25 protein-coding genes are annotated in these 26,229 nt (G+C 61.4%); 4 read left to right on the top strand and 21 right to left on the bottom strand.

Annotated elements, in window-relative coordinates; all coding sequences use genetic code 11:
• Window positions 1-61 precede the first annotated feature (61 nt).
• The 3 genes from ACMDCM_RS02460 to ACMDCM_RS02450 form a co-directional block, all read right to left on the bottom strand.
• The gene (locus ACMDCM_RS02460) at window positions 62-2,503 is read right to left on the bottom strand and encodes a TonB-dependent siderophore receptor (RefSeq protein WP_412772083.1); all 2,442 of its coding nucleotides are present in this window, start codon (window positions 2,501-2,503) and stop codon (window positions 62-64) included.
• Between the two features lie 183 nt (window positions 2,504-2,686).
• Window positions 2,687-3,640, bottom strand: coding sequence for a FecR family protein (locus tag ACMDCM_RS02455; protein ID WP_412772082.1), 954 nt, complete (start codon window positions 3,638-3,640; stop codon window positions 2,687-2,689).
• 93 nt (window positions 3,641-3,733) lie between these two features.
• Complete coding sequence (locus ACMDCM_RS02450; protein WP_412772081.1) at window positions 3,734-4,240, bottom strand: RNA polymerase sigma factor; 507 nt, start codon at window positions 4,238-4,240, stop codon at window positions 3,734-3,736.
• 273 nt (window positions 4,241-4,513) lie between these two features.
• On the opposite strand from ACMDCM_RS02450, the gene ACMDCM_RS02445 reads away from it, so the two are divergent.
• The 3 genes from ACMDCM_RS02445 (at window position 4,514) to ACMDCM_RS16970 (ending at window position 6,045) form a co-directional block, all read left to right on the top strand.
• Complete coding sequence (locus tag ACMDCM_RS02445) at window positions 4,514-5,377, top strand: ATP-binding cassette domain-containing protein (RefSeq protein WP_412772080.1); 864 nt, start codon at window positions 4,514-4,516, stop codon at window positions 5,375-5,377.
• A 4-nt stretch (window positions 5,378-5,381) separates the two neighbouring features.
• Window positions 5,382-5,528 carry a hypothetical protein gene (locus ACMDCM_RS02440; RefSeq protein ID WP_412772079.1) on the top strand — a complete coding sequence of 49 codons (147 nt, stop codon included), beginning with the start codon at window positions 5,382-5,384 and terminating at the stop codon, window positions 5,526-5,528.
• A 121-nt stretch (window positions 5,529-5,649) separates the two neighbouring features.
• A complete protein-coding gene (locus ACMDCM_RS16970; RefSeq protein ID WP_458575139.1) occupies window positions 5,650-6,045 on the top strand; it encodes a helix-turn-helix transcriptional regulator in 396 nt (131 codons plus the stop codon).
• An 80-nt stretch (window positions 6,046-6,125) separates the two neighbouring features.
• Here ACMDCM_RS16970 and ACMDCM_RS02430 read toward each other — a convergent pair whose 3' ends face one another.
• The 18 genes from ACMDCM_RS02430 to ACMDCM_RS02345 all read right to left on the bottom strand — a co-directional run bounded on the left by ACMDCM_RS02430 (window position 6,126) and on the right by ACMDCM_RS02345 (window position 25,116).
• Entirely contained in the window at window positions 6,126-7,040 is a 915-nt protein-coding gene (locus tag ACMDCM_RS02430) for a nucleotidyl transferase AbiEii/AbiGii toxin family protein (RefSeq protein WP_412772078.1), read from the bottom strand.
• A complete protein-coding gene (locus ACMDCM_RS02425) occupies window positions 7,037-7,774 on the bottom strand; it encodes a type IV toxin-antitoxin system AbiEi family antitoxin domain-containing protein (protein WP_412772077.1) in 738 nt (245 codons plus the stop codon). The genes ACMDCM_RS02430 and ACMDCM_RS02425 overlap by 4 nt, the downstream gene beginning before the upstream one ends.
• Before the next feature lie 114 nt (window positions 7,775-7,888).
• Window positions 7,889-8,128: a DUF2274 domain-containing protein gene (locus ACMDCM_RS02420; RefSeq protein ID WP_412772076.1), complete on the bottom strand. Its 240-nt coding sequence runs from the start codon at window positions 8,126-8,128 to the stop codon at window positions 7,889-7,891.
• Window positions 8,125-9,339 (bottom strand): TraB/TrbI/VirB10 family type IV secretion system protein, encoded by a 1,215-nt coding sequence (locus tag ACMDCM_RS02415; protein WP_412772075.1) that lies wholly within the window; start codon window positions 9,337-9,339, stop codon window positions 8,125-8,127. The genes ACMDCM_RS02420 and ACMDCM_RS02415 overlap by 4 nt, the downstream gene beginning before the upstream one ends.
• Window positions 9,339-10,376, bottom strand: coding sequence for a P-type conjugative transfer protein TrbG (trbG, locus tag ACMDCM_RS02410; protein ID WP_412772074.1), 1,038 nt, complete (start codon window positions 10,374-10,376; stop codon window positions 9,339-9,341). Before trbG ends, ACMDCM_RS02415 begins: the two co-directional genes overlap by 1 nt.
• A complete protein-coding gene (trbF, locus tag ACMDCM_RS02405; protein ID WP_412772073.1) occupies window positions 10,376-11,062 on the bottom strand; it encodes a conjugal transfer protein TrbF in 687 nt (228 codons plus the stop codon). Before trbF ends, trbG begins: the two co-directional genes overlap by 1 nt.
• Window positions 11,059-12,408, bottom strand: a complete 1,350-nt coding sequence (gene trbL / locus ACMDCM_RS02400) for a P-type conjugative transfer protein TrbL (RefSeq protein WP_412772072.1) — start codon at window positions 12,406-12,408, stop codon at window positions 11,059-11,061. Before trbL ends, trbF begins: the two co-directional genes overlap by 4 nt.
• A complete protein-coding gene (gene trbK-alt, locus ACMDCM_RS02395) occupies window positions 12,405-12,617 on the bottom strand; it encodes a putative entry exclusion protein TrbK-alt (protein ID WP_412774638.1) in 213 nt (70 codons plus the stop codon). Before trbK-alt ends, trbL begins: the two co-directional genes overlap by 4 nt.
• A 64-nt stretch (window positions 12,618-12,681) precedes the next feature.
• Complete coding sequence (trbJ, locus tag ACMDCM_RS02390) at window positions 12,682-13,425, bottom strand: P-type conjugative transfer protein TrbJ (RefSeq protein WP_412772071.1); 744 nt, start codon at window positions 13,423-13,425, stop codon at window positions 12,682-12,684.
• Window positions 13,422-15,920 carry a conjugal transfer protein TrbE gene (gene trbE, locus ACMDCM_RS02385; protein ID WP_412772070.1) on the bottom strand — a complete coding sequence of 833 codons (2,499 nt, stop codon included), beginning with the start codon at window positions 15,918-15,920 and terminating at the stop codon, window positions 13,422-13,424. Before trbE ends, trbJ begins: the two co-directional genes overlap by 4 nt.
• A gap of 9 nt (window positions 15,921-15,929) precedes the next feature.
• On the bottom strand, window positions 15,930-16,193 hold the full coding sequence (locus tag ACMDCM_RS02380; protein WP_412772069.1) for a VirB3 family type IV secretion system protein: 264 nt from the start codon (window positions 16,191-16,193) through the stop codon (window positions 15,930-15,932).
• Window positions 16,193-16,528 (bottom strand): TrbC/VirB2 family type IV secretion system protein, encoded by a 336-nt coding sequence (locus ACMDCM_RS02375; RefSeq protein ID WP_412772068.1) that lies wholly within the window; start codon window positions 16,526-16,528, stop codon window positions 16,193-16,195. Before ACMDCM_RS02375 ends, ACMDCM_RS02380 begins: the two co-directional genes overlap by 1 nt.
• Complete coding sequence (gene trbB / locus ACMDCM_RS02370; protein ID WP_412774637.1) at window positions 16,525-17,523, bottom strand: P-type conjugative transfer ATPase TrbB; 999 nt, start codon at window positions 17,521-17,523, stop codon at window positions 16,525-16,527. Before trbB ends, ACMDCM_RS02375 begins: the two co-directional genes overlap by 4 nt.
• 191 nt (window positions 17,524-17,714) lie before the next feature.
• Window positions 17,715-18,614, bottom strand: a complete 900-nt coding sequence (locus ACMDCM_RS02365; RefSeq protein ID WP_412772067.1) for a LysR family transcriptional regulator — start codon at window positions 18,612-18,614, stop codon at window positions 17,715-17,717.
• A gap of 159 nt (window positions 18,615-18,773) precedes the next feature.
• The gene (locus ACMDCM_RS02360; RefSeq protein WP_412772066.1) at window positions 18,774-19,169 is read right to left on the bottom strand and encodes a winged helix-turn-helix domain-containing protein; all 396 of its coding nucleotides are present in this window, start codon (window positions 19,167-19,169) and stop codon (window positions 18,774-18,776) included.
• Between the two features lie 99 nt (window positions 19,170-19,268).
• A complete protein-coding gene (locus ACMDCM_RS02355) occupies window positions 19,269-20,858 on the bottom strand; it encodes an AAA family ATPase (protein ID WP_412772065.1) in 1,590 nt (529 codons plus the stop codon).
• 34 nt (window positions 20,859-20,892) lie between these two features.
• Window positions 20,893-22,707 carry an ABC transporter ATP-binding protein/permease gene (locus tag ACMDCM_RS02350; RefSeq protein WP_412772064.1) on the bottom strand — a complete coding sequence of 605 codons (1,815 nt, stop codon included), beginning with the start codon at window positions 22,705-22,707 and terminating at the stop codon, window positions 20,893-20,895.
• 93 nt (window positions 22,708-22,800) lie between these two features.
• Complete coding sequence (locus tag ACMDCM_RS02345) at window positions 22,801-25,116, bottom strand: TonB-dependent receptor (protein ID WP_412774636.1); 2,316 nt, start codon at window positions 25,114-25,116, stop codon at window positions 22,801-22,803.
• Window positions 25,117-25,497: 381 nt separating this feature from the next.
• Here ACMDCM_RS02345 and ACMDCM_RS02340 point away from each other — a divergent pair, with 381 nt between their 5' ends.
• On the top strand, window positions 25,498-26,049 hold the full coding sequence (locus ACMDCM_RS02340; protein ID WP_412772063.1) for a winged helix-turn-helix domain-containing protein: 552 nt from the start codon (window positions 25,498-25,500) through the stop codon (window positions 26,047-26,049).
• Window positions 26,050-26,229: the final 180 nt, after the last annotated feature.

The raw sequence follows: 26,229 nt of genomic DNA, 5'->3' as shown, positions 1-26,229 counted from the left end.
AAATCGATGCGTGACTTCCTCGCTCCTCGCGCCCAAGAGATCTATCTCCTACACGCGCGGCTCAAAACTTGGCGGTGGCCGAAAACGAATAGGTTCTCGGTAATCCCTGGTACAAAACACTGCCATTTACCCAGTAGTGGTTGTCGGCGACATTCTGCACGTTCAGACGCATAACCACCGGCGTACCGTTGACAGCCGTCTCGTAGCGCAGCCCCACGTCCCCGACTGTGTAGGACGGAACGAGAATCGTATTCAGAGCGTCAACATAAGACGAGCCGACGTAGCTCACGCCTCCGGTCAGGAACAGCGTCTTAAGGAACGGCAGCCGGTATTCGCCCCACAGCGAGCCCCTCCACCTCGACACACGTTGTGGTTCCTTGCCAAGAAGGGCGGCGTTATTGGTCTTTGTTACCTCCGGATCAAGATAGTAGCCGCCGCCCATGATCGTCAGGTCGTCGGTCACTTTGCCAGTCGCGGTCAGTTCGATCCCCTTGTGGATCTGGCGGCCGTCCTGGTTCCTGGTCAATGTGCCGTCGGGATTGGCGGTATCATAGAGGTTCGCCTTGTCGATCTGAAAGGCCGCAAGGGTAAGGAAAACGCCGCCCACGTTGGCCTTGGCCCCGACCTCGACCTGCTTGCTGATCGTCGCCGGCAAAACCGCTCCGGCGTTGGTATAGGGCGGGATGTTCGTCAGGGAAACGGTTCCGCCACTCTCGAGCGATTCGATATAGGTGCCATAGAGCGAGACGTTGGACGTCGGCTTGAAAATCAGCGATGCGGACGGCGTGACCGCCGACTTGTCATAGGCGGCGGTCGTGGCCCCCGTGGTATTATAATTGTATGTCTCGATCGTCGCGCGGTTTGCGCCGACCAGAATCGAGAAATATCGATTGAGGGTGATGTCGTCTCCCAGAACAATATTAGTGTTCTTGAAATTAACTGCCCGGTGTCCCGGGAATGGATAAACGGAATTGAATACGAGCGGCGCGGAGTTCAGGGCAGCAGCAAGAGTTGGAAATGTACCACTGGCCCCCGGGGGGTTCTGGAAAGTGTATTGGTCGTATCCACTGAAATTTGTCCCGAACGTCACCTTGTGACGAATGCCGAAGGTGTCGAACTTTCTGTCGACGTAGAGATAGCCGCCATTAATATTGGATTCGGGGCCGAAAACGCGAAAGGCTTGGAAAGAATATGTCCCATTAGCTAGGACTCCCATCGGCTGCGGCGACGAGCTAAATCTCGTCTCCTTGAGATAGAGAGCCGCCGCCCTTAGCGTCGTCTCATCGTCGATATCCCACTGGACATTGGCGCCTACTCGGTCTTGTTTCAGATAGTTGAAACCCCAATTGGGCGTTAGCGGCCTCGTGTTGTCGAAATCCTTTGCGGAGGGAATCGGTCCCGGCGTGCTGAAGCTTATGCCTACGCCGCCAGTCCCCGTACGCCGATAGTCATCGTGTGCGGCGGTAATCGAGACCTTGAGAGAGTCGGTCACATTCCAGTCCACCGCGCCGCTAAAGTTGGCTCTCCTCTGACCGACACCAATGGCGTCATTGCCGTCCTGGTAGAGCGCGTTGAACCGGTAGGCGAACTTACCTTCCTTATCGAGCGGGCCGCCTAGGTCGAGATGCTCGAAATACTGTGAGCCGCCATAGTTGCCGACCGTGAAATTAAAGAGAGGCGTCACCGTCGGGCGCTTGGTGACATAATTCACCATTCCGCCGACATTGTTCGCACCGTAAAGAAAGCCGGAAAGCCCGGAGAGGACTTCTATGCGCTCCATGTCTTCCATACCGCCGCCAAGCCAGGAATAGCGGACGGGAACGCCGTCTAGTACAAAACCACTTGCAGTGGTCTGATCCAAACCTCTTATCATGACTGTCGGAGCGCCAAACGCTGAGGTAGGTCGCGTGAGCTGTACCATAGGGTTGAATTTGAAGAGTTCATCGTTCGATCCGACGATCCTGTTTTGCATCAGTTCTGACGACGTCGCATTGATCGAATAAGGCGTATCGAGGATCGGCTTGTTGCCCCAGGGACCGGTGGTCTTGGCGGTCTCGACCCTGTAGCCGTGTTCGGCGGTGCCCTCTCCCTGGCCTGTCACCGATATCGTGGGCAGCGGGATTGCACCCGATGGCAGCGCGCCAACATCGACAGGTGCCGACGGATCGTAAACCTGCACCGTGTTCGCAGTCGTGAATGCAGCGCTCAGACCAGTACCGGCGAGAAGCTGCCTCACCGCCTGTGGCGGGGTCATCTGCCCGCTAACGCCAGCGGTGCGTTTGCCGGCCGTCAGATTGCTCCGATAAACCATTCGAAGATTGGTCTGACGCCCGAGGCCCAGGAGGCCACTTTCCAGCGAGCCCGCGGGGACGGAAACATTCACCGTGCCGGCGGATTGGACTGCCGCGGTTTGCGGATCGGCCGTCTGTGCATGAAGCGTCGTGTTAATCGAAGCAAGCGAAACTCCAGCGAGCGCAACCTTTGCAATCCTGCTGCCCGCCATTCCCCAGACACTTCCAAACGCCATGTCCGCCCCCAATGTCCCCAAAAGCAGTCGGGGCGGCAATAGGCACGCGCCCCTTACTGACTCAGAGTCAAAAGGGGGGGTGCCTCCTGACGTCGATCTCGAAAAAAGTTGAAGGGCTTCTCACAGCGCCTGTCCAAGCGCGCTGTTTTCGAAATCTCTTTAACGAGAGCGGACAACGACCATGAGGCCGGTCAGATGCGTCACGCTCACCGGCAGGTTTTCCTCGAGCACCTGAAGCGCCTGATCGGTATCGTTCAGGTCGAAGATACCGGAGACTCGCTGCTCTGCCGCAGCGCTGTCAAGCACCATGATGCGCCCATGACGATAGCGTTCTAGGGTCGCGAGCACGTCGCGGAGAGGTTGGCCGGAAAACACCAGCTTTCCGCTTCGCCACGCCGTCTCATTGGCGACATCGGCTGTCGTCACCGCAAGACGGCCCTGCGTTGTTAGGCTCGCCACGCCGCCGGCTTCAAGCACGACCTGATCCCGGCTGCTAGTGACTTCCACGCGGCCTTGTTCGACCCGCACGTCTCCGAGAGAAGCGTCCGACGCGGCACGCACGCCATACTGCGTGCCGAGAGCAGTTGCCTTCAGGGAAGCGTCGACGACGACGAACGGGCGCTCCGGATTGCGAGCGACATCGAAGAAGGCCTCGCCGCGCAAAAGTTGAATTCGCCGCTCGCCTTGCGAATAGCGAACAACGATCGCCGAGTCCGTGTTCAGGTCGACGCGAGAACCATCGGCAAGCGTGATGCTGCGCACTTCACCGATGGCCGTGTAATAGTCTGCCCGCATGCGATCCACAAAACCCATGCGGTAGAGCGCGACGGACAGGGTCGCGATGATGCCGATCGCGACAATGTTTCGCACCGCCGCGCGCCTGGACATCCGCAACTTCTTCAGGCGATCCGACGGGATCGGAACGTCTTTCAGGTCGGCCCAAAGATGCTTGAACTCGTCGTAAGCCGCCCGGTGCGCGGCGTCACGCTTGAGCCAAAGCTGGAATTCCTGACGATCTTGCTCGGTCGCATCGCTGGATTGCAGGCGCGCGACCCAGCCGGCCGCTTCCTCGGCAATCCGATCGTCGATGTGCTGCGAAAACCTGTCCGGCATATTCGCCCCGGCAGTCCATTTTCGGCCCGCATCGGCCAAAGACCGCTACTACCTTAATTAGAGTCGTAAGCCGGGTATTACCTGACGTCGCTATTAAAGAAAAATCTCGGAGCGTATCTTCCGACACTGAATCAGCGCCTTGATGATGTGCTTTTCCACCATGTTGCGCGAAATGCCGAGCCGGTCTGCGATCTCGCCATTCGCTAGGCCGTGCAGGCGGCTCAGAATAAAGACCTCCTGGCAACGGTTCGGCAACTTCTCGATTGCCCTCGCCAGCAGGATCAGGCACTGGTGGCCGTTGACGATCCGCTCCTGGTCCGGCACATCCGTCGCCTGGTTCTCGCCGGCGATCGCCGGCAGAAACAGGTCCGAATCTGCGGCAAGACGGGCCGCCGTAATGCGGGCGACCGACTTCGCGATCTGGAACAGATAGGCTTGCGGGTTCTCGATAATCGTTTTTGGCGGCGCGTCGAGCATACGCAGGAACGTTTCCTGCGTGGCATCGGCCGCTTCAGCGGCGTTACGAAAGCGACGCATGAAGAACCGCCGGAGGCGCATCTCCTCCGACCGCTGTAGCTCATGCACCAACACCCCGCGCATGCCCGGCTCTCCTGACCATTATACGTAGCGAACGACATGACCGGCATCGCCATCCCGGTGAGCCTACCGAAACAGGCGGTCTCAAATCATTCTCTTCGCGGACATCACGTCTGCAGCGCCTAAATGATATATCTATACAAATATAACGTTGTCAAATTGGGCTATCGGCCTTTTTCACCGTTAAGTACGCAGTTCCGTTCCTGATGGCATTGCAGCGCACACACGGCGACAATGCATTGCGCCATCGCTACAATTATTGAAATATAGCGGCTCGTGGAAGATGTGCGGGAGGACCGATGCCAGGCGTTGCTTTGTCGTTCGAAGGGGCTTGGCCACGCCTATCATCCGGAGTGCTGGGTCTTTCGCTCCTACAGCGCTGCAGTGCCCGAAGGATGCGTGTTTGCGCTTCTGGGACCAAACGGCCGCGGCAAGACTACTCTGCTCAAGATACTGCTCGGCGTACTCGATGCATCGGAAGGCCATGTCGCTATTAAGAATCGGGTGGCGTTCGTGCCTCAGCTCTTCCAGGTAAGTTTCGATTATTCCGTGCTCGATATGGTATTGATGGGCCGCAGCAGGAAGTTCGGCCTGTTTTCCCAGCCCAGACGCGAAGACGAAGCGGCGGCCTTGGCCGCTCTCGACCGTTTCGGACTCGCCGATCTCGCCCCGCGTCCGTTTCACGAACTTTCGGGCGGTCAACGGCAGATGGTGATCTTCGCCCGCGCGCTGGTGGCGGAAGCGCCGATTGTGATTCTCGACGAGCCCACCTCATCGCTCGACCTCAAGAATCAGGCTCTCGTACTCGACTGGATCAGCCGCCTCGCGCAGGAGGACGGTCTCACCGTGGTTTTTACGACACATCATCCCCATCATGCGTTGGCCGTCGCGGATCATGCGCTGCTCATGCTCGGGGAGAGCGAGTTCTGGCTGTTCCCGGCAGACAGCGACAACGGACATCTGATCGAGCACAAGGAAGGGCGGGACGTTTTGTCGAAATGGGGCAACGACCTTCGCCAGAGCTATCGGACGCTGGCGCAGGCGGCGGGGGTGTCCGAACTCAACCTCCATCTTCTGATGAACCATTCGCTGCCCGGCGTGAACGCGGGCTACATCACGCGCGACAAGCCTGCTGCATGACCATTTGCGCCAGCAACAGGAGCGCATCTCGACGGTCATCATCGACAGCGCCAAAGGCAAGGGCGATGGGCCTGATCTAAGCTGGTTCTATAAGAGCAAGGTGGTCACCTTGCCGGTATTGCCCGAGCAGGAGTTGAAGGCGGCTGCGTGAGCGATAACGCCTACCGTGCCACTTCGCTGGCCCAATCCTCGTGCCCGTGGCACACGTGGACAATGAGGACCTCGCCGTCCTCTTTACCTGTATATCGACAAGGCCAGACGACTCGACTGTCATGTCATCTCCTCTGCAAGAATGGAGAATAGACATGACCAGAAACCCAGATCGCGTTCATATGCTCATGGGCTCCTACGAAATCGATAGGCCAGCCGCTCCGCCCAAGCAGGCCGGCCCAACCGCAGTTCTAGCTGGACTACCGAGGACAATTCGTCGGCACGAATTGCATATGATCGTTCCGCTTGCCGATACCACTATCTACGAGATGGAGATCAGGGGTGAATTCCCGCTCCGTTACTATCTCACACCTCGATGCGTCGTATGGGACCTTGACGAAGTCGAGGCTTGGCTTCGGCAGCGCCGCAAGGACAGCGAGGCTGGTCGCATCAGGAAGGCACCATCTCCAGATGTTCGGTTGCGTAAGACGCGGCCGATGAAAGGGCATCGAGTCTGACCCATCGTGTGAGCTATCGCGTCCACTTGGCGCGATAGCTCACACGGACAGCGCATCCACGTAGTTCCCGCAACTCGCAATCAGCCGAGCAATCGTGCGAGCGCGTCCGATTGCTCGGCGAATTTTCGCGCGTTAGCCTTCCGAAGCCGTTCCAGGTTTTGCAGCTTCCAGAGCGGTCCTGGGAGTTGTTCCAGATGCGGCACGTTCAGCAGCGACCATTCAGGTTCTGCGGCAACCAATGACAGCAGAAACCGGCGCTCATCGGCGTTCAAACCCTGCTGCAACTCACGCATCATACGCTCGCGCACAGCCAAGAGCGCATCGAACTCGACGGGTTCGGCCGTCATGCCCGCAAAATTGTGCTCGAATTCCTGGCGGATATTGCGCAGCGATGGAAACAGCACCTCGTGGACCGGCCGATTATGGCTCGCGAGGTAGACGACGAAAGCGCGGCGGATGCCGTCGGTGATCCCCTCATGCACGAAAAGCTGCCCGACATCGAACAAATCGCGAGGATGCTGCCGGTCCATCGCGGCCACCAACTTCCCGCCATACATGTCCTCGAGCGACACGACGGGGATTTCCAGGTCTGCCTGCAGTGTCTCGCGCGCGGCTTGTGTCAGCGACGCCGTGCAGACCGGACGAACGGTGCCGCGCATGACAAAATTGGCCTCGATCTTGACCTCTATGTTGCCCCGCCGCACCAGGAGTTTGGTCTCGCCGGAATCCGCCGCGGCCGGCGTATGGGTCTGGAAGCCTTGCTTCTGTAGGCGCATTGCGGACTGGCGAATGACCTCGCTAATGCGGCGGAGCGCCTGCTCGCGCGGCAGCGTATGGTCGGGAAACACCAGGTCGAGGTCAACCGAGAGTCGTGGCATGTCGCGCACGAACAAGTTGATCGCGGTGCCGCCCTTGAGCGCGAACGTATCATCGACGAATACGAGCGGCGCGACGCGCGTCAGCAGCCGTGCGCTGTCGAGATAGATATGGTTCATGGCTTCAGCACCAGGAGTCCATCGCCGGAACGGGACACCCACGGTCGGTCGCTACCTTTGGGCAACTCAGACGGATCGAGCTTGCCAGCCCAGGGCTGCGAGAGTTCGCGGCCAAGCTGCAAGCACAGGCGCACGGTCTTGATGCTGGTGCAGCGTTTGAGCAGGTCGCGCAGCACGTCGGCACGCAGGCTGTAAGTGCTTTCAACCAGTTCGCGTGCTTCTTGCAGCGGCTGCCGGACGCCGACTTCGCTCAACACCTCCAGCAATGCGCGCTCCGGCGCTGAGACGAGCGGTGCGCCTTTTTGGTTCTCGAAGGGTCGGACATGTAGCAGCGCGTCGGGGCGCTCCTCAAACAGTCGCTTGCGGTGATACTCGGCCGGAAAGCGTTCGCTGAACCACTCTGGCAGACGCCCTGCCCGCCAGCCGTAGAGATGAAGGATGGGCCGCGGCGACACGTAGTGGCGGATACCATGCCAGTCGAGCGCAGATTTGCCGCCGACGTGTAGGCCGTCGAAGTTTCGTTGCAGCAGCACCACACTCGGGTGCAAGGCGGGCGGATCATTCGGGCGGCAGTAGACGCCGCGTGCCAGCCGCTCTAACCAGCCTGCCCGGACATAATGGACTGCAAGGTCAGCCGATATCCCAAGAGCGGCAAGGTCCTCTGAGGACAACGGCGTTCCAGGCGCAAGGCAAGTATAAAGTGTGTTTAGCTTATCTCTCCGTATCGTAGCCATACTACGATTATATTAATCTTCCCAAATTAAGCAAGCTTGAATTCTACGTCAATATCGTAGCCCAACTACGATAATTCGTATCATTCTAAACCTTGGGCACCTCGCCATTCCGACCTACTCTGCGCCATCCCTGGCCGCCCCTCGTTTTGCCCTACTGAATCCTTTGTCGGTCGCCATGAAACGCTGGAGCATAGGCGCGACCAGCTTTGCGGGTTCGGCCGGCGTGGTCTTGCCCCAGGTCCGGGCCAAGATCTCAGCATACGCGACCAGGTCGCGGTGGACGGCCGCCGGCAGTTCGACCGTGATCTTGACCGGCTTGTCATCGGGGAGCGCCGGGAGTCTGAGCTTGGTCATGACGGCTCCTTCGCGGCCCCATAGGGCTGCAATATCAAGTCGCGATTGACGATCACGCGGACGGGGAAGCCCGGCCGGATCGTGAGCGTCGGCTGAATGTTGAGCTGGCGGCGGATGAGCTGGCGGCCGACATCGGACGCCGTGTCCTGGCTGCTCTGGCGGATCGCGCGTGCGATCTCGTTCTCGTTGCTGCTCGACCCGATCTCGGTGCCGACGCCGAGCAACGTCGACAACAATGCCGCCTTGAAAAGCTGACCCCAATGATAATCAACGCCGTCCTCGAGCCCGGAGTAACCTTCGGCGTCAGCGCCGGGCTGCCGTTCGAGCACGATCGACGTGCCGTTCGGCATGATGATGCGATTCCAGACCAGCAGCACCCGCGACTGCCCGAACGCGACTTGGCTGTCATACTGCCCGATCAGGCGGGCACCTTGCGGGATGAGAAGCTGCTTGCCGGTCGGCGTGTCGTAAACCTGCTCCGTCACCTGCGCGGTGATCGTTCCGGGCAGGTCGGACTTGATGCCGGTGATAAGCGCTGCCGGGATGACGGTGCCGGCCTGCACGACATAGGGCGACGCCTTTTCTTGCACCCGATCGGGCGTGACAGTGCGCCGATCGACCGTCGCGTTGACGAAGGCGAGCTTGCGATCCTGCATGTTCTGCGCCGCGCCGGGATCGAGCGGCGGCGTCTCGGTCGGCAGCGTCAGGCCCGTGGCCGGATCGACGCGGCCCACAGCGGGCGCGGCCGCCGCTGTGACCGTCGCCTGCACGCCGCGGCTGTCGGTGAACACCTTGGCGACGCGCGCGGCTTCGATCTCGGCGAGACGGCGCTGTTCGGCCGGATCAGCGCGCGGCGTCCGGATATCCGGGACGACGACGTGTTTGCCTTCATCCTGCGCACTCACGATCGGACGGCCGAGGTCGCCCGGCAGCGCCGGGCCAAGCCTGGGGATGCCGGTATAGTCCTTCGGCAGGCCGGCGAGCCCATCCGCCGGCGTGCGGTTCTCGGTGCTGTAGAGTTCGGTCGGCGATTGGCTGGCGCGGCGATTGACATCGAGCGCCCAGAACAGCGCGGCCATGATGGCGATGGCGCTGACACCGCCGAGGCCAATCAGAACTTTGCGCGACAGGCGGGTGACGCGCGGCTGCTCGGGCCGCAAGCGCAGTTCGGCGCGGATGTCACCGGGGGATGGGGTCGGTGCGTCTGTCATCAGAACAACCTCGGGCTATGTCCCGGCCGCCCGTCGGTGCGCACGATGCGCACGCGCTTCTCGCTGCCCTTGTCGCCTAGCCTGAGTTCGGCGGCGGCAAAGAGACGATCGACGACGTAGTAGTTCTGGCGGGCGCGATAGTTGACCAGCTCGGAGTTGCCGGACGGGCCTATAATAAAGAGTGGCGGCATCTCACCCTGGCCAATGCCCGACGGAAACTCGATATAGACCTTGTTGCCGTCGTCGAAGGTGCGGAGCGGCCGCCACGGCGCGCTGTCGCCCTCGATCTCGTAGCGGAAATTCAGCTTCGGGATATCGACGCCGGAGGCAACCGGCTGCGTCAGCGCGGCTTGCGCGTTCTGCCGGCGCAACGCGATCAACTGATCCCGCGGATATTGCCACGACACCGAGGCCATGTAGGTCTTTTCGGTGGAGCGCAGCTCCATGTGATAGGTGCGCAGGTTGGTATTGATGACAAGATTGGTCTGAAGGTCTGGCCGCGTCGGTTTGACAAGGATATGGACCTGGGCGGTCTGGCCGGAACCGCTGAGCGTGTCGCCGACGATCCAGCGCACAGTGTCGCCGGCGGCGACGGGACCGGCTCCGACAAGCTGCTCGCCCGGCTGAAGCGCGATGTCGGTGACTTGTCCGGGTGCTGCATACACCTGATAGAGCGCGCCGACGACGAAGGGATAGACCTGCACCGCGTTGATGAAGCCGTTGCGCACCGGCTGCATCCGCGCCGCTTCATTGGCTTGCGCAACACGTTTCTTCGGATCGGTCGCCTCGGGTTTGGCTTTTCCGGCCTTGACCGGCTTCAACTGGCCGGGCAGCGGCAACGGCTTCGGCAACTCGACCACCTGCACCGGCCTGACCGGCTCGGCGCTGAGCACCGCGGGCGCGGCATCGTCGTAATCGATATCCGGCGGAATGAATTTGTTGGCGCAGCCGGCCAGCGCCGTCGTCGCCAGCATGACAGCGAGCAGCGCCGATGACCGACGTAAGCCAATGCGAGCACTCTCTATAATATCCCCCATTACCCCATCTCCTTCGACCAGTTGATTGCGTTGACGAACACTCCGAGCGGATTGGCGCGCAGCTTGTCGGCGGTGCGCGGCTGTTGGATCACGACGCTCACGATGGCGGTCCAGCGCTCAGAGCCGGAGAGCTGGCCGTTTTCGTAGCGGCGCTCCAGCCAGGCGATGCGGAACGAATCCGGCGAGGCGCGAATGACGCTGGAGATTTCGACCGCGACCTGCTGCTTGCCGACCTTGGTGAAGGGATCGTTGGCGCGCGCGGAATCGTTCAATGCGATCGCGCCGCGATCGGTCGTGTAGTCGTAGGCACGGAGCCAATTTTGGCGCACGATGACCGGATCGGCCGGAATGCTACGTACCTGCTCGATGAAGCGCGCCAGATGCCAAGCGATCTGCGGATCGGTCGGCCGATAATCGGAAACGGCGGACGCGATGGCTTGCGCCTCGCCAAACTTGTCGACCTGCACCACCCAGGGAACGACGGTGCCTTGCGCCGATTGCCAGACCAGCGCGGCCGCGAAACTCCCGGCGAGCGCCAGCGAACTGAGCGCCATCAGCCGCCAGTTCTTGGCCTGAACGCGCGCGGAGCCGATGCGCTCATCCCAGACTTGCGCGGCTTTGAGATAAGGGGTCTCAGATTCGGGCGTGCGCGCGTAGCGCACCGAAGGTCGGCGGAACAGATTCATTTGTGGTCATCCTGATGGAGAGAAACGGACATGGAGCCGCCGCCGTGATCGCCGGAGCGCACGGCGTGGGCGGTGGCGGTCGCGCCGTGACTCATGGTCTGGCTGCGCTTCATGCGCGCGGCCCAGGCCGGCGGTGCGCCGGACGCCGTGGCAGATGAGGCAGCCGAAGCGCCTGCGGATGTCTGTCCCGCGGACTGCCCGCCCGTGGTGGCGGCGTGGCCGGCTGCGTAGCTCGATTTGAGCGATGCGGAGGCGCGCGATGCGGCTTCCCGCACGGGCCGGACAGCGGCGGATGCGCCGGCTCTCGCAATCCCACTGAGACCGCCGGCCACGGCACCCATACCGCTGTGGCCGGATGCGCCGACGCCGTATGCGCCCGATGTGCTGCCGGCAAGATAAGCGCCGCCCCGCGCCGCGGCGGCCGACGTCCGGCCGCTGGCACCGATCACGCTTGCCGTGCCGGAAAGGCCCGCTGTCGCTCCCATCACGCCGGCCGCACCGATACCGGCGACGGCAAGGCCAGTACTCACGGCAGCGCCCGCGCCAAGCTGCGGCGCGCCAGAAACGAGTCCGGTCGCGATACCGGGTCCGAAGATCGACAGGCCCATCAACGACAGCGCGCCGAGCACGAGCGCCAGGGCGTCGGTGATGGTGGGCGTGCCGGAGAAGCCGGTCGTAAACTCGCTGAACAGGCCGGAGCCAATGCCGACGATGACGGCGAGCACGAGTATCTTGACGCCCGAGGCGACGATATTGCCGAGAACCTTTTCAGCGAGGAACGCGGTCTTGTTGAATAGCGCGAACGGGATCAGCACGAACCCGGCCAAAGTCGTCAGCTTAAACTCGATCAGTGTGATGAAGATCTGTACGGCGAGGATGAAGAAGGCGATGAGCACGATCGCCCACGAGATCATGAGAACCATGATCTGCATGAAGTTCTCGAAAAAGGAGATATAGCCCATCAGATCGCCGGCGGCCTTGAGGATGGGATTGCCGGCGTCGATGCCGACCTGCGCGACCCGGCCGGGCTGAAGCAGCGTGGCTGCCGTGAGTGACGATCCGCCCGCCTTCAGCCCGAGGCCGCTGAAGGACTGGAAGACGATGGCGGCGAGCCGGTTGAAGTTGCCGATGATGAAGGCGAAGAAGCCAATATAGAGTGTCTTCTTGATGAGGCGCTGCAGCACGTCCTCGTCGGCGCCCCAGGCCCAGAACAGGCCCGCAAGCATAATGTCGATCACGATCAGCGTGGAGGTGAGGAATCCGATCTCGCCGCCGAGCAGGCCGAAGCCCGAGTCGATATAGCGTGTGAAGGTCTCCAGAAAGCGGTCGATGACGCCGGTGTTCATGGTCGTGCGCGTCCTGCGTCGCCTTCGAGGAAATGACGGCGGCTGTCGGCCCATGCTTTCCGGCAAGCGGCATCGTCGAGCGCGGCGGCGCCGATCTCGCGGCAGCGGAGCAATTCGCTGGATGCAGGCTCCCCGCTCTGCGATTGAGCGATGGGAGCCGGAACTTCCTCAGGGGGATCGGGGCGCAGCGCAATGGTGCACGCGACCATGACAGCACAGATGGCAAGGACAGCAATGACTTTGGTGGCGATTTTCCAATCCATATGCGCCACCTCAGTCGTGGAACATGCGGACGTTGGTCGGGCTGTAGCTGCTCCCCGCCAGGAAGCGGCTGAACTGCTCACGGGATTGCTCTTGCGCCGCGGCCTTGCGGGATTTCTCAAGAGCGTCGGCACGGCCCTGCGCCGCGAGCATCGCGGTGAGATCGGCAAGCTGCCGCGCCTGGACGCCGAGAAGTTGATTGCCCGCCTGCGTCGCTTGCAGCGCGCCAGTTGCCGATTGGCTGGCGCTCACCAGAGAACTCGTCTGGCTTTGCGTGCTGTCGATATTGTCGACGGCGGTCGCGCCGGCCTTCAGCGCGTGCTCGTAGGCGGAAAGGGAGTCCTGCCAGCGTTGGCGGGCGCCCTCGACGAGTTGCGCGCTGGTCTTGTTCGACGCGAAGTTCTGATAGGTGGATTGAAACTGCTGCTCGATGTTCTGGACGTTGTAGGCAAGTTTTTGCGCCTCACCCATCAGACTCTTCATTTTCGAGAAATTGCCTTCGATCTGGGAAAGAGCCGAGGTCGGCAGGTTGACGAGATTCTTCGCCTGGTTGAGGAGCATCTGCGTCTGATTGGCGAGCGAGGTGATCTGGTTGTTGATCTGTTGCAGGGCGCGCGCGGCCGTCAGGACGTTCTGCGCGTAATTCGACGGATCGAACACGATCTGCGCCGAAGCCGGCGCGGCGTTCAGCGCAATCGCGATCGCACTGGCGGCCAGCATTCGCCGCAGGCAGGCGGATCGAGACATTTCCTTCATGACGACGTCTCCTGTTCTGATGAGTCGATGGAAGCCGGCCGGCCCGCCGCAGCGGACGGGTCGATGACGTTGGTGAGATTGGGAACGAGGTCGGCGGCCCAGGCGAGGTCGTTGGCGTAGAGCCAGGCTTCGAGGAAGTACGGCCGCGCCCCGTCGCGCAGCAGCTCGTCGATCAGCGCGTGTGTGGCCTTGTCGGACGATGCACAGAGTGCGAGCGCGACGGAACCAAGACCAAGCTCGAACAGGCGATTGCCGCGTCGCGACTGGCAGTAATAGTCACGTTTGGGGGTCGCCCGTGCGATGATCTCGATCTGGCGGGCGTTGAGACCGAAGCGCTCATAGACGGCGGTGATCTGCGGCTCGATGGCACGCTCGTTGGCGAGGAAGATGCGTGTCGGGCAGCTCTCGACCAAGACCGGCGCGATCGATGACGCCTCGATGTCGGCGAGCGACTGTGAGGAAAAGACGACGCTGACGTTCTTCTTGCGCAGCGTCTTGAGCCATTCCTTGATTTTGTCGGCGAAGCCACCGTCGTCGAGCGCGCGCCAGCCTTCGTCGATGATGAGCAGGCTCGGCCGTCCGTCGAAGCGTGCTTCGATGCGGTGGAACAGATACGAGAGGACGGCCGGTGCCGCCTTGGTGCCGACCAGCCCTTCGGTCTCGAACGCTTGGACATTCGCCGTGCCGAGATACTCATGCTCGGCATCGAGCAGCCGGCCATGCGCGCCGCCGATGCAATAGGGTCGCAGCGCCTGCTTCAGCACTGATGACTGCAGCAGCACGCTCACACCGGTGATGGTCCGTTCCTCGACCGGCGCCGAGGCGAGCGAGGTCAGTGCGGCCCAGATGTATTCCTTGACGTCCGGGGTGATCGTGACGCCTTCACGCAGAAGGACGTCGACCAGCCAGTCAGCGGCCCAGGCTCGTTCGGGGACACGATGGATGAGAGCCAGCGGCTGGAGCTGAACGGAGGAGGCGGATTCCGTATCCTTGGTCAGCGAGCCGCCAAGGTCCTGCCAGTCCCCGCCCATCGCCAAGGTCGCCGCGCGAATGCTGCCGCCGAAATCGAAGACGAACACCTGCGAATTGACATAGCGGCGGAACTGGAGCGCCATCAGTGCGAGCAGCACCGACTTGCCCGCCCCGGTCGGGCCGACCAGCATGGTGTGGCCGACGTCGCCGACATGGAGCGCGAAACGGAACGGCGTCGCGCCTTCGGTCTTGGCATAGAGCAGCGGCGGTGCGGCAAGATGTTCGTCCCGCGCCGGCCCGGCCCAGACCGCCGACAGCGGCATCATGTGCGACAAATTAAGCGTCGAGATCGGCGGCTGGCGGACGTTGGCGTAGGTATGACCGGGGATCGAGCCAAGCCAGGCTTCGATGGCGTTGACGCCTTCGACGATGCAGGTGAAGTCGCGCGACTGAATGACCTTCTCGACCAGGCGTAGCCGCTCGTCGGCGATCGCGCGGTCAGCACCCCAGACCGTCACCGTGGCGGTGACATAGACTTCGCCGACCTGATCGGAGCCGAGGTCCTGCAACGCCGCGTCGGCGTCGGCGGCCTTGTTGGCGGCGTCGGTGTCCAGCAACACCGACGCTTCGTTGGTCATCACCTCCTTCAGGATCGCCGCGACTGATTTGCGCTTTGCAAACCACTGTCGGCGGATTTTTGTGACCAGCCGCGTCGCATCCGTCTTGTCGAGCATGATGGCGCGCGTCGACCAGCGATAGACGAAGGCGAGCCGATTGAGGTCGTCGAGGATTCCGGGGAATGTCGTGGTCGGGAATCCGATGACGGTGAGCGTGCGGAGATGGAAGTCGCCAAGCCGCGGCTCCAGCCCGCCGGCGAGCGGCTGATCGGCCAGCAGCGCGTCGAGGTGCATCGGCGTCTCGGGCACGCGCACGCGATGACGTTTGGTCGAAACGGCCGAATGCAGGTAGGTCAGCGTCTCCGCGTCATCGAGCCATCCGGCTTCCGGGACGAAACCCTCGACCAGGTTGAGCACACGGTCGGTGCGATCGACGAAGCCCTTCAGCAGCTCCCACGGATCGACGCCGCTATGCTCACGCCCCTCGTACAGCCAGGCTTCCATGCGTGAGGCTTCCTCGGCCGGCGGTAGCCAGACAAAGGTGAGGAAGTAGCTCGACTCGAACAGGACGCCGGAGTCCTCGAATTGCTCGCGCCGTTCGATGTCGAGCAGCGCGGATGCGGGGTCCGGAAACAGGCTGTCCGGATAGTCGGTCGCGGGATGGCGCTGCGCCTCGACGAAGATCGCCCAGCCGGAGCCGAGACGCCGCAGCGCATTGTTGAGCCGCGCGGTCGTGCCGATCAGCTCGGCCGGCGTGGCGCTGTCGAGATCGGGGCCGCGAAACCGCGCGGTGCGCTGAAAGCTGCCGTCCTTATTGAGAACGACGCCCGGTGCGACCAATGCCGCCCAGGGCAGGAAGTCGGCGAGCTGCGCATTCTTCTTGCGGTATTCGGCGAGGTTCAGCATCGGCGCACCTCACACGTCCATGTGCGCGGGGTAGCGCAGGTGCCGGCGGCCGACATCGACGAACTGCGCGTCGCGCTTCGCCACCCACACGGCCGCGACATGTCCGATCGCCCAGATCACGAGGCCGGCGATCCACAGGCGCAGGCCGAGGCCGACCGCGCCGGCGAGCGTGCCGTTGGCGATGGCGACCGTGCGCGGCGCACCGCCGAGCAGGATCGGTTCGGTGAGCGCGCGATGGACCGGCGCGAAGAAGCCGCGGACATCCTCCTCCATCAGACCACCGCTCCGCCGCCGAAGGAGAAGAACGACAAGAAGAATGAGCTGGCCGCGAAGGCGATGCTCAGGCCAAACACAATCTGGATCAGCTTGCGAAAGCCGCCGCCGGTGTCGCCGAAGGCCAGCGTGAGTCCCGTGGTGATGATGATGATGACCGCGACAATCTTCGCGACCGGCCCTTCAATGCTTTCGAGAATTTTTTGCAAGGGCTCCTCCCACGGCATTGATGAGCCGGAGGCATGGGCCGGTGCTGCCATCAGCAGCGTGATCGCGGCGAGCGCCGTCGCCTCGGCAAGGCGCAGGCGAATACGAGACAAGGCTAGTCGGGTCATTCGGAATCTCCATTTGCGGGATGTCGGGATGGGAGCAGCGCATTGAGCGTGCGGTAATCGCCGGTGGCCGGATCGAGCCCGTCGACATGGGCGATCTCGGCAAGGCGGCGTTGGGAGCCGCGGCCGGAGAGAACGGCAACAATGCCGATGGTCTCGGCGATAAGGGCGCGCGGGACCGTAACGACTGCCTCCTGCACAAGCTGCTCCAGCCGGCGCAACGCGCCGAGCGCCGTGTTGGCGTGAATGGTGCCGACACCGCCGGGATGTCCGGTTCCCCACGCTTTGAGGAGGTCGAGCGCTTCGCTGCCGCGCACTTCGCCGACCGGAATGCGATCGGGCCGCAGACGCAGGGACGACTTCACGAGATCGGACAGCGAGGCGACGCCGTCTTTTGTTCGCAGCGCGACAAGGTTTGGCGCGGCGCATTGCAGTTCGCGGGTATCCTCGATCAACACCACGCGGTCGGAGGTCTTCGCCACCTCCGCCAGCAAGGCGTTCGTCAAGGTCGTCTTGCCGGTCGAGGTGCCGCCCGCGACGAGGATGTTCTTGCGGCGCTCGACTGCGAGCCGCAGTACATCGGCCTGTGTCGCGCTCATGATGCCCGCTGCCACGTAATCGGAGAGCGTGAACACCGCGACTGCCGGTTTGCGGATCGCGAAGGTGGGCGCCATCACCACCGGGGGCAACAAGCCCTCGAAGCGCTCGCCCGTCTCGGGCAGTTCGGCCGAGACGCGCGGGCGGCCGGGATGCACCTCGGCGCCGACGTGATGGGCGACCAGGCGCACGATGCGCTCGCCATCAGCCGGGATCAGCACATCGTCAGTGGCGACCAGACCTTCGCGCAGCCGATCGACCCAGAGCCGGCCATCGGGATTCAGCATCACTTCGACGACGGCGGGGTCTTCGAGATAGCGGGCGATCGCCGGGCCGAGTGCCGTGCGCAGCATGCGCGCGCCGCGTGACAAACCTTCATTGCTGTGATGATGACCCGCCATCATGCCCCCGCTCCTGCCATCCGCAACACGGTCGGATGGCGACGGGGACAATCAAGAAAGGCAGAACTTACAGATCGGCAACAGCATTTATTTGGGAGCTCGTAGAACGCCGTAGCTCATCGTAGGCGCTCGAAAAAATACTTGAAATGTTCGGTGGCGCTTACAGCGTCGGATGGTACCTCAGAACAACGTCACGGCCGAATCAACATGGCCTCCTTGAAAGCATTGCGCAGCGTTTGCAGCACCGGGTTGATGTTGTCCGGCTTCCAGCAAACGATAAAGCCAAGCCGCGTGGCGCCGTTGCCGTCATGCAGGGGACGGAACACCACGCCGAGCCCGGTCAAGCCGGACGCGGATTCGCATTGCAGGCTGATGCCCTCACCGCTGCCGACCTCGCTGAGGATATTATCGCGGTTGAGACGGAGCGTGTCGATCTGGGGATGATCGGATGGTGCTGCCAGATGGCGGAGCAGGATGTTCCGAATATCAGGGCCGGGATCGTTATGGCCGATGAGAAAGCGTTCGCCCTTCAGTTCGGGCCAATAGACGACCGACTTGTCGGCAAGGCGATGGCCCTGTGGCAGGGCCACAACGAGGTGCTCCGACCAGAGCGCCAGGGAATCGAGGACCTCACACTTGCCGGGATCGCCGAGGATGAGAGCCGCGTCGATCCTTCCGGAATGAAGGCCGGCAATCATCTCGGCGAACGGCACTTCGAGCAGTTCGAGATCGATGTCAGGATAGCGCTCGCGGAAGTCGTCGATGAATGTGCGCAGTGCGCCTTGCGAGAGCGATATGTACAGGCCGACGACGATCCGTCCCAGCTTGCCGGCGCCACTCGCTCTGGCGCGTTCGGCAAGGCGATCGAAGTCCTCGATGATGCGGCGCGCCTCGATGACGAAGGCCTCGCCAGCCGGCGTCAGGCGGGCGCCTGCGGTCGATCGAACAAACAGCTTGACCTCAAGTTCGTCCTCCACCTCCTTGATGCGCTTGCTGACGATTGGCTGCCTGACATTGAACTCGTGTGCGGCGGCGCTGAAGCTGCCGTTGCGGGCACTGGCGACGATATAACGAAGGTGGCGCAGGTCCAATCGCTTGCTACCTTTTCCATCCGGCTCTTGATCAGCCGCGTGAGCGGGGGACTCATAACTTGGTTCGTCTCACGATATTCCTGTGTGGCTTGCTCGGATTTCTCTCTATTGCGATCAGCGATTGGGCATCGGCGAAGCTGCCCAACCCCGTCGTCCGATTTAGAATGATGTGCTTTTGCCGGCCCGCGGCTTCCTCACAGGTCCGATATCGGATTGCAGTTCCAGAAGATCCTGCCGGACGGCGCGTGCCGCGATGCATTCGATCTTCCGATAGCGCGCAACCAGGGAAGTGCCGAACGGCGTCAGTACTGTTCCGCCGCCGTTCTTACCACCGATTCGCCGGGCCACAGCTTTGCAACCGCAGATGTGATTGATCTCGTCGACCAAATCCCAGGCTCGTTTGTACGACATATCGATCGCGCGTCCGGCCGCCGAGATCGAGCCGCAGGCCGCAATGGCCTCGAGCAGTTGTATTTTGCCGGGACCAATTCGAGCATTCATCGCAAGATCGATGCGAAGAGACAGGGACGGCGGGGATGTCGTGTGCTGGTGCATATCACAATCCGCTTCAGGTCAATCCTGCGATAGCTGGGGTCTGGGTCCCACGGCTATCGATGCCTGCGTTGTCGAGGCAAGCATTGCGCCATCCCGAATTCAGACGACGGTCTGATCAGCTCGCTTCCGCGACTTCGATCCGTAGAAGTTGCCGTGCGGCTCGGAGGTCTCGAGCGTCCCGGCCTGGGCCGAGGCGATCAGCTCCTTGGTATGGCGGATTTCTTCGGCGGCACGGTCAAAATAGTTGTCGAGCGACGCAGGCTTGATGTCGCGGATTACATCGGCGGCATAGAGTGCCTTGACGTCGGATACGACGCGGCTGATGTCGGCGGCGTTGAAGCCCTCGGTCGCCGCCTTGACGCGCTCCACGTCATAGGAGCCGAGCCTCTCCGGCAGTTTGGCGAGGTTGCTCTCGAGGATCTCCTGGCGGGCGCGAGCGTCGGGTAGTTTGGTCTCCAGCCACAGTTCGACGCGGCCTGCGCGCAGCAATGCGGCCGGCATCTGGTTGGGGTCCATCGCCGTCAGGATCACCGCGACCTTGCCGGCAGTTTCCGTCTCCAGCCCGTCGAGCATCGTAAGAAGGTAGCGGTTCAATCCATGCACCCGCTCGCTCTGCATCAGCACGTCGGCGTCGTCGATGAAGATCACCGACGGCGTGCTGAGTTTGGCCTGCTCGAACACGTTCCGAACTTTCGGATAGAACGAATCCGGTGACTCGCTGAAGATGGTACCGTCGATCATGAAGAACTTGCCCTTCATGCGATGGGCGAGCGCGCGGCCGACGCTGGTTTTGCCGGTGCCGGGCGGGCCATAAAGGAGGATGCCCTTCTTTGGCATCAGGCCGAGATCGGCGAAGCGGGAATCGAACAGCATCGGATTGACGATGAAGGTCTGCAATTTCTCGGCGATCTCCTCGAAGCCCTTCAGGCTCGAAAAATCCACCTTGGCGACCTCGCCAAGCGAGACATTGCTGCTCAGCATGCGGGTGTCGAGCAGGTCGAGCACGGTCTGATCATTGGCCGCGGCATCGTCGCGGATCAGCGCGCAGACCTCGTTGAGCTGATAGATCGAGAGCTTGGAGGCGAAACTGAAGATGCGTTTGACGTCGAGCCTCTTGGCCCGCTCCGCGCCGAGGTTGCGTTCCAGGAAGAAGCTGTAGTCCTCAGGCGTCAGCGCGCCGAGCGGCAGGAACACCGCGCGCCCGTCGAGCTGGGGCAGCAAAAGTCTGCGATCAGTGGCTGTGAACACCAGCCGCTTGCCCCTGGCGCGGGTGGTCTCCAACAGCGCCTGCAATGTCGTTTGAAGATAATATGGGCGCGGATAGGCCATCGAAAACCTGGTCGTATTGCACAAGAGATCGAGTTCCTCGACATAGACGATATCGGCCCTGTCGAGTGCGGCGTCGACCAGCCGGTGCAGTTCTTCCTCGTAACACGGATGGTTCGCCCCTTCGGAGGCGTGCAGCACGTCGCGGCAGGAGATACGGACGCCGCCGAATTCCTGAGCGAGCCTGTTGACCAAGGTGGTCTTGCCGGCCCCGACGCCGCCGATAAGCACGGTCACGGGAACGGCGCGGACGGTCTCGCGCAGCTGCTCGAGGGCACCCGCCTGGGTCGGCGACAGCTCGGCCGGTGCGGCGGCGGAGGGGTGGCCGTGTGCGAAGAGGGAGGATGGGATCGGAAGGTTCATAACAAAGCGGTCCTTTCGGTCAGTCGGGAAGGGTTCATTCAGCGACAGCGGCCCGAACGATTGCGATCGGCCTGTGAGCGACAGCACGATTGACAAGTCGCGACCCGTCTTCGCCCGGGGCGAGGCATATAATGCGGGTATGAAAGGCGGCGAGCGAGGCACGATGTCCGGCGCACAGGATCGCCGCACCGGGAAGGCGCCCGGCGAGCAGGCGATGGAGCGCGGCCTCGGATTCCTCGTCCAGCGCCGAGGTCGCCTCGTCGAGCAACAGGATGTCGGGCCGGTGCAACAAAGCGCGGGCGAAGGCGATGCGCTGCCGCTCGCCGCCGGATAGGCCGGCGGCGGATGAGACATCGTCGTCGAGCCGATCTGCGAGCGCCGGCAGCCCGACTGCAACCAGCATGTCGCGCAGCACATTATCCGGCATCGGACTCGCAAGGCCGGGATAGGCGAGCGCGTCGCGCAGCCGGCCGAGCGGCAGATAGCCGCGTTGCGGCAGCGCCATCAGGCGGACGCCCTGCCTGACGCTCACGCTGCCTTCGCCGAACGGCCAAATCCCGGCCAGTGCTCGGATCAGGCTGGTCTTGCCGACGCCCGAGGGACCGCGGAGCAGCACGCGCTCGCCGGGAGCCAATGCGAAATGAGTGGCAGCGGCGATGGCAACGCCGTCCGGCCGCCGCACGACGAGATCGCAGGCAACCAACACCGCGCTGCAATCATCGTTTGCCGTGTGTGTGATCCGACTGCCTGCGTGCTCCTGCAGCGTCGCAAGCGCCTCCTCGAAGCCCGACAGCCGGTCGATCACCGAGCCCCAATAGGTGAGCTTGGCATAGTTGTTCATCAAGAACGAGAGCTCAAATCGGATGCGGTTGAAAGCCTGTGAAGTCTGCGTCACTCCGCCGAGTGGCATCGCGCCTGAGAAGTAGAGCGGCGCCGTCATCATATAAGGAAAGATCGCCGAGAAACGGTCGAAGGCTGTTCCGACAACACTCAGCCAGCGCTGCCGCGACAACAAGGCGTACCAGTTGGTGATGATGGAACCGAAGCGTCGATCAAGCTCGGCGCGCTCGGCCGGCTCGCCGTTGAAATGCGCGACCTCCTCAGCGTTCTCGCGCAGTCGCGCCAGCGAAAAGCGAAAATCGGCTTCCGCCTTCTGCTGCGTGGCATCAAGACCGACCAGCGAGCGGCCGACGAGATGGGTTACCCAGGTGCTAATACCGGCGTAGATAAACGACGTCGTCGCCAGTAACCACGGCATGGAAACCGCAATGCCCATCAGTTTGATCGGAGAGTTAGCCGGGATCGTCGCCAGGATGGTGGTGAAGGAAGCCAGCGCGACCACCGTGGTCAGAAAGCCGAGGCCGGTCGAGATCGCATAGGTGACATAGAGGCTGACGTCCTCTGCAATGCGCTGGTCAGGATTGTCCGGTGCTTTGCCGGAAAGCTGCACTTGATAATGAGCGCTGTCCGTAAGCCAGGAATCGAGATAGCGGCCGGTAAGCCAGCGCCGCCAGCAGATCGTGAGCCATTTGTTGAGCGTGATACTCCCGAATGCAAGAACAACGGCCGCGATGGTGATGCAATTGAGGACCACGAGGAGCTGGAACTGAAATGCATCCCAATCCTTGGCGCCGAGCGCGTCGAACAAGGCGGCGTTCCAATAGCTCCACGCCACCCCTACGCCGACGCCGGCAAGGTTGAGCGCGACCACCCCAGTCAATAACGCTCGAGCCCCCCATCGCTCCTCCGAATGGAACCAGAGGACGCCGATACGCCAGCCAGCCTTCGCCAGAATGATCACGCGACAGCGCACACTGGCTTCGTGCTCCGCCCGCGCGGGGTCACTCATCAGAGCAGCCCCTGCGCCAAGCACGAGGATCATTGAAACGATACACAAACTCCTCGCTTCGCACGTCGGACATCAGATCCTTACACAAACGTCCTAAAACTTAGCGGTGGTCGAAAAGGTGTAGGTCCTCGGCGCGCCGAGGTTCAAGGTAGCACCGGCGTTCTGCCAGTAGTGGTTGTCGGCGACATTCTGCACGTTGAGGCGCATGATCACTGGCGTGCCGCTGATGGAGGTCTCATAACGCAGTCCCACATCACCGACGGTGTAGGCCGGAATGAGAATCGTATTTGGTCCGTCAAGATAGGACGATCCGACATAGCTCACGCCTCCGGTCAGATAGAGCGTCTGAAGGAAAGGCAACCTGTATTCGCCCCAGAGCGACCACCTCCAGCTTGCCACGCCTTGTGGTCGCTTGCCGAGGATAGCAGCGTTGTTGGTCTTTGTTGTTTCCGCATCGAGATAGGTGCCCCCGCCTCTGATCGTCAGGTCGTCGGTCACTTTGCCGGTCGCGGTCAGCTCGATCCCTTTATTGATCTGCCGGCCGTCCTGATTCCGCGTCAACGTGCCGTCCGGGTTGACGGTATTGTAGAGGTTTGCCTTGTCGATCTGAAAGGCCGCAAGGGTGAGAAGGGTACCGCCCACGTTGGCCTTCGCCCCGAACTCGACCTGCTTGCTGATCGTCGGTGGGAGAATCTCTCCAGCGTTGGTAAAGGGCGGAATGTTCGTCAGGGAAACGATGCCGCCCGCCTCGAGAGATTCGATGTAGGTGCCGTAGAGTGAGACGCTGGATGTCGGCTTGAAAATCAGCGACGCGGTCGGAGTGACGGCGGACTTGTCATAGCCGGCGGTCACGACGCCCGTGCTATTGTAATTTTTCGTCTCGAGCGTCGAGCGATTCACGCCGGCCAGAATCGAGAAATATCTATTGAGGGTGATGTCGTCTCCAAGAACAATATTGGTGTTCATGAAATGGTTCGAAAGGTATGTCGGGCCTAGACCGACGGGAGCGAATGCGAACGGTGCAGCGTTTTGGGCCGCGGCAAGAGTTGGGAATACAGCGCTAATGTTGGATGCATAATCGGTTGGGAGGAACCTGTCGTATCCGCTGAAATTTGCCCCGACCGTCACCTTATGCCGAATGCCGAACGTATCGAATTTCCTGTCGACATAGAGATAGCCGCCCGTATCATTGGATGGCATGGGATAGACGTTTGAAAAGCCAGAAAGCAAGTACGACCCGTTGGGTTGGATCACTATTGGATTTGACGACTCGGCAACCCTCGTCTGCCTGAGATAGATGGCAGCCGTCCGCAATGTCGTGTCGTTGTCGATATCCCACTGGATTGTTCCGCCCACTCGGTCTTGCGTCAGATGATTGAAGCCCCAATTCGGCGGCACTGGTCTTGTGTTGTCGAAATCCTTCGCGGATGGAACTGGTCCTGGCGCGTTAAAAACTATGCCTAAGCCGCCGGTCCCCGTACGCAGATAGTCGTTGTGCCCGGCAGTGATCGAGACCTTGAGAGAATCTGTCACATTCCAATCCACCGCGCCGTTGAAATTGGCTCTCCTGAGACCAATACCAATGGGGTTATCGCCGTTCTGGTAGAGCGCGTTGAAGCGGTAGGCGAACTTCCCTTCTCTGTCGAACGGGCCGCCGAGGTCGAGATGACTGAAATACTGAGAACCGCCATAGTTGCCGACCGTGAAATTGAAGAGAGGCGTCGCCGTCGGACGTTTGGTGACAAAATTCACCATTCCGCCTACATTGGCCGCGCCGTAAAGAAAGCCGGAGAGCCCGGAGAAGATTTCCATGCGCTCCATTTCTTCCGTGTCGCTGCTGAGCCAGGTATCGCGAATGGGTATGCCGTCCAGAGAAGTAAGATTCTGAGTAAAGCCCCTTATGGTGCTGCTCGTGTAGCCGGCAAAGATGGAAGGGAAATAGGGTTGTACGACGGGATTGAACTTGATGGCCTGATCGCCCGCCCCGGTGATCATGTTTTCCATCAACTGCGCTGACGTTACGTTGATCGAATAAGGCGTATCGAGAATAGGCTTGTCGCCCCAGGGACCGGTGGTTTTGGCGGTCTCGACCTTGTAGCCCTGCGCCGCCGTGCCCTCATGCCGGTCATCGGATGAGACTGTATCCCTTCTCGTGACCGGACGCACCTCAACGTGTTGCCGCACGTGCGAAGGTCGCGGGTGGCTTGTCGCGACGCGGCGGGCAGGACGAGCACGATGCGTCGTACGGTGAGGCTCTTCGATATGAATCGCGGGAAGGTCCGGCTGCTGTCGTTGCTGCTCTTGCTGTTGTTGCGCGAAGGCTGGTCCGCTATCGCCAGCCATCAACGCAATCGAACTCACCGCCCCAAGGCCAATTACCTTGAGGAAATTCCCCGTCGCCCCGTTCATCTTCACGCCTCTGCTTCCTTGTTGTTGCTGGCCCTTTCTTGGACCTGAGTTGGAATTTGCGTTTCCGTTTCCGACGTGTTGTTGGTCAGACTGGTAAATGAGATACATTATATCCAATATAATATAACGATGAGCAGTAATCGCGCTCATGTCGATCACAACGATATGCAACGCCTCGCCAGACGACCCCGCGTGTCCCGAGTGGGTGACATGTACGTTATTCCCACACAGATACAGCGTAACTAAGCAAGATTCTAATATGTCGTCAAGCACCATAATTTAAGTTTTGGAGAGTTCGATGCTTTAGAGACCGGTTTTTCGGAGCGCCAGGATCAATGATAGCGTGTCGATCTTCTTGGAATCGCTAGACGGAAGGTGGGTATGTCAATTTGGCTCTGTTTTCGTATCGAGTTCGAGCGGGTGAGCGTCTCGGCAATACCGGAGTTCGGGCCCAGAGTGGCACTGGGTCCTTGGGTAGCCTGCGTCCTCGAAGCAATCGACCGATACGGCTCGATCTCGGCTGCCGCTCCTGCTGTCGGCGTCAAATTCCGACATCTCTGGAAGCAAGTGCAGAAATACAACACGAATTTCAAGGAGCCGGTCATCGAGACCCGACGACGCGGGCGCAACGGCGGAGTGGTCCTGACACCCTTGGGCAAGGAGGTGGTCCGACGCTATCGAGAAATGGAGCGCATCACCAATGACACGCTTGAAAAGCACTATCGTGAATTCGAGGCGCTGGTCGGCATCGATTCCACCACGCCGCCGTTTATCCCCCGCCTTGCGCAGGTGATCGACCCGGACATGATCGTCAAACCGACGAAAAAACGTACCAAGACGCGCCAACCCGCCGTCAAGCGTGCGTCGAACAAAAAGGCGAAGACGCGGGCTACGAAGCGCGCACCTGGTCGCTCGCGCGAGGGTACGCGGTAGCATCCGGCGCAAGGGGCGCCGCGCATGACCTCTGAACATCACCGCAGCGCGATCGATGCTACTGAGTCAGTAACATCGAGCGTCAGCGTTGACGCCAAGCCAATCGTCCAGCGTACTCAGAGATGAATTGACGAGGTCGCAGATGTAATCTCAAGGTGTCGACGCGTCGCGTGACTCAAT

This window comes from Nitrobacter sp. (genome assembly GCF_047149785.1).
Classification (GTDB): domain Bacteria; phylum Pseudomonadota; class Alphaproteobacteria; order Rhizobiales; family Xanthobacteraceae; genus Nitrobacter.
The sequence above is the reverse complement of the archived record's forward strand: the minus strand, read 5'-3'. Positions and strand labels throughout refer to the sequence as shown.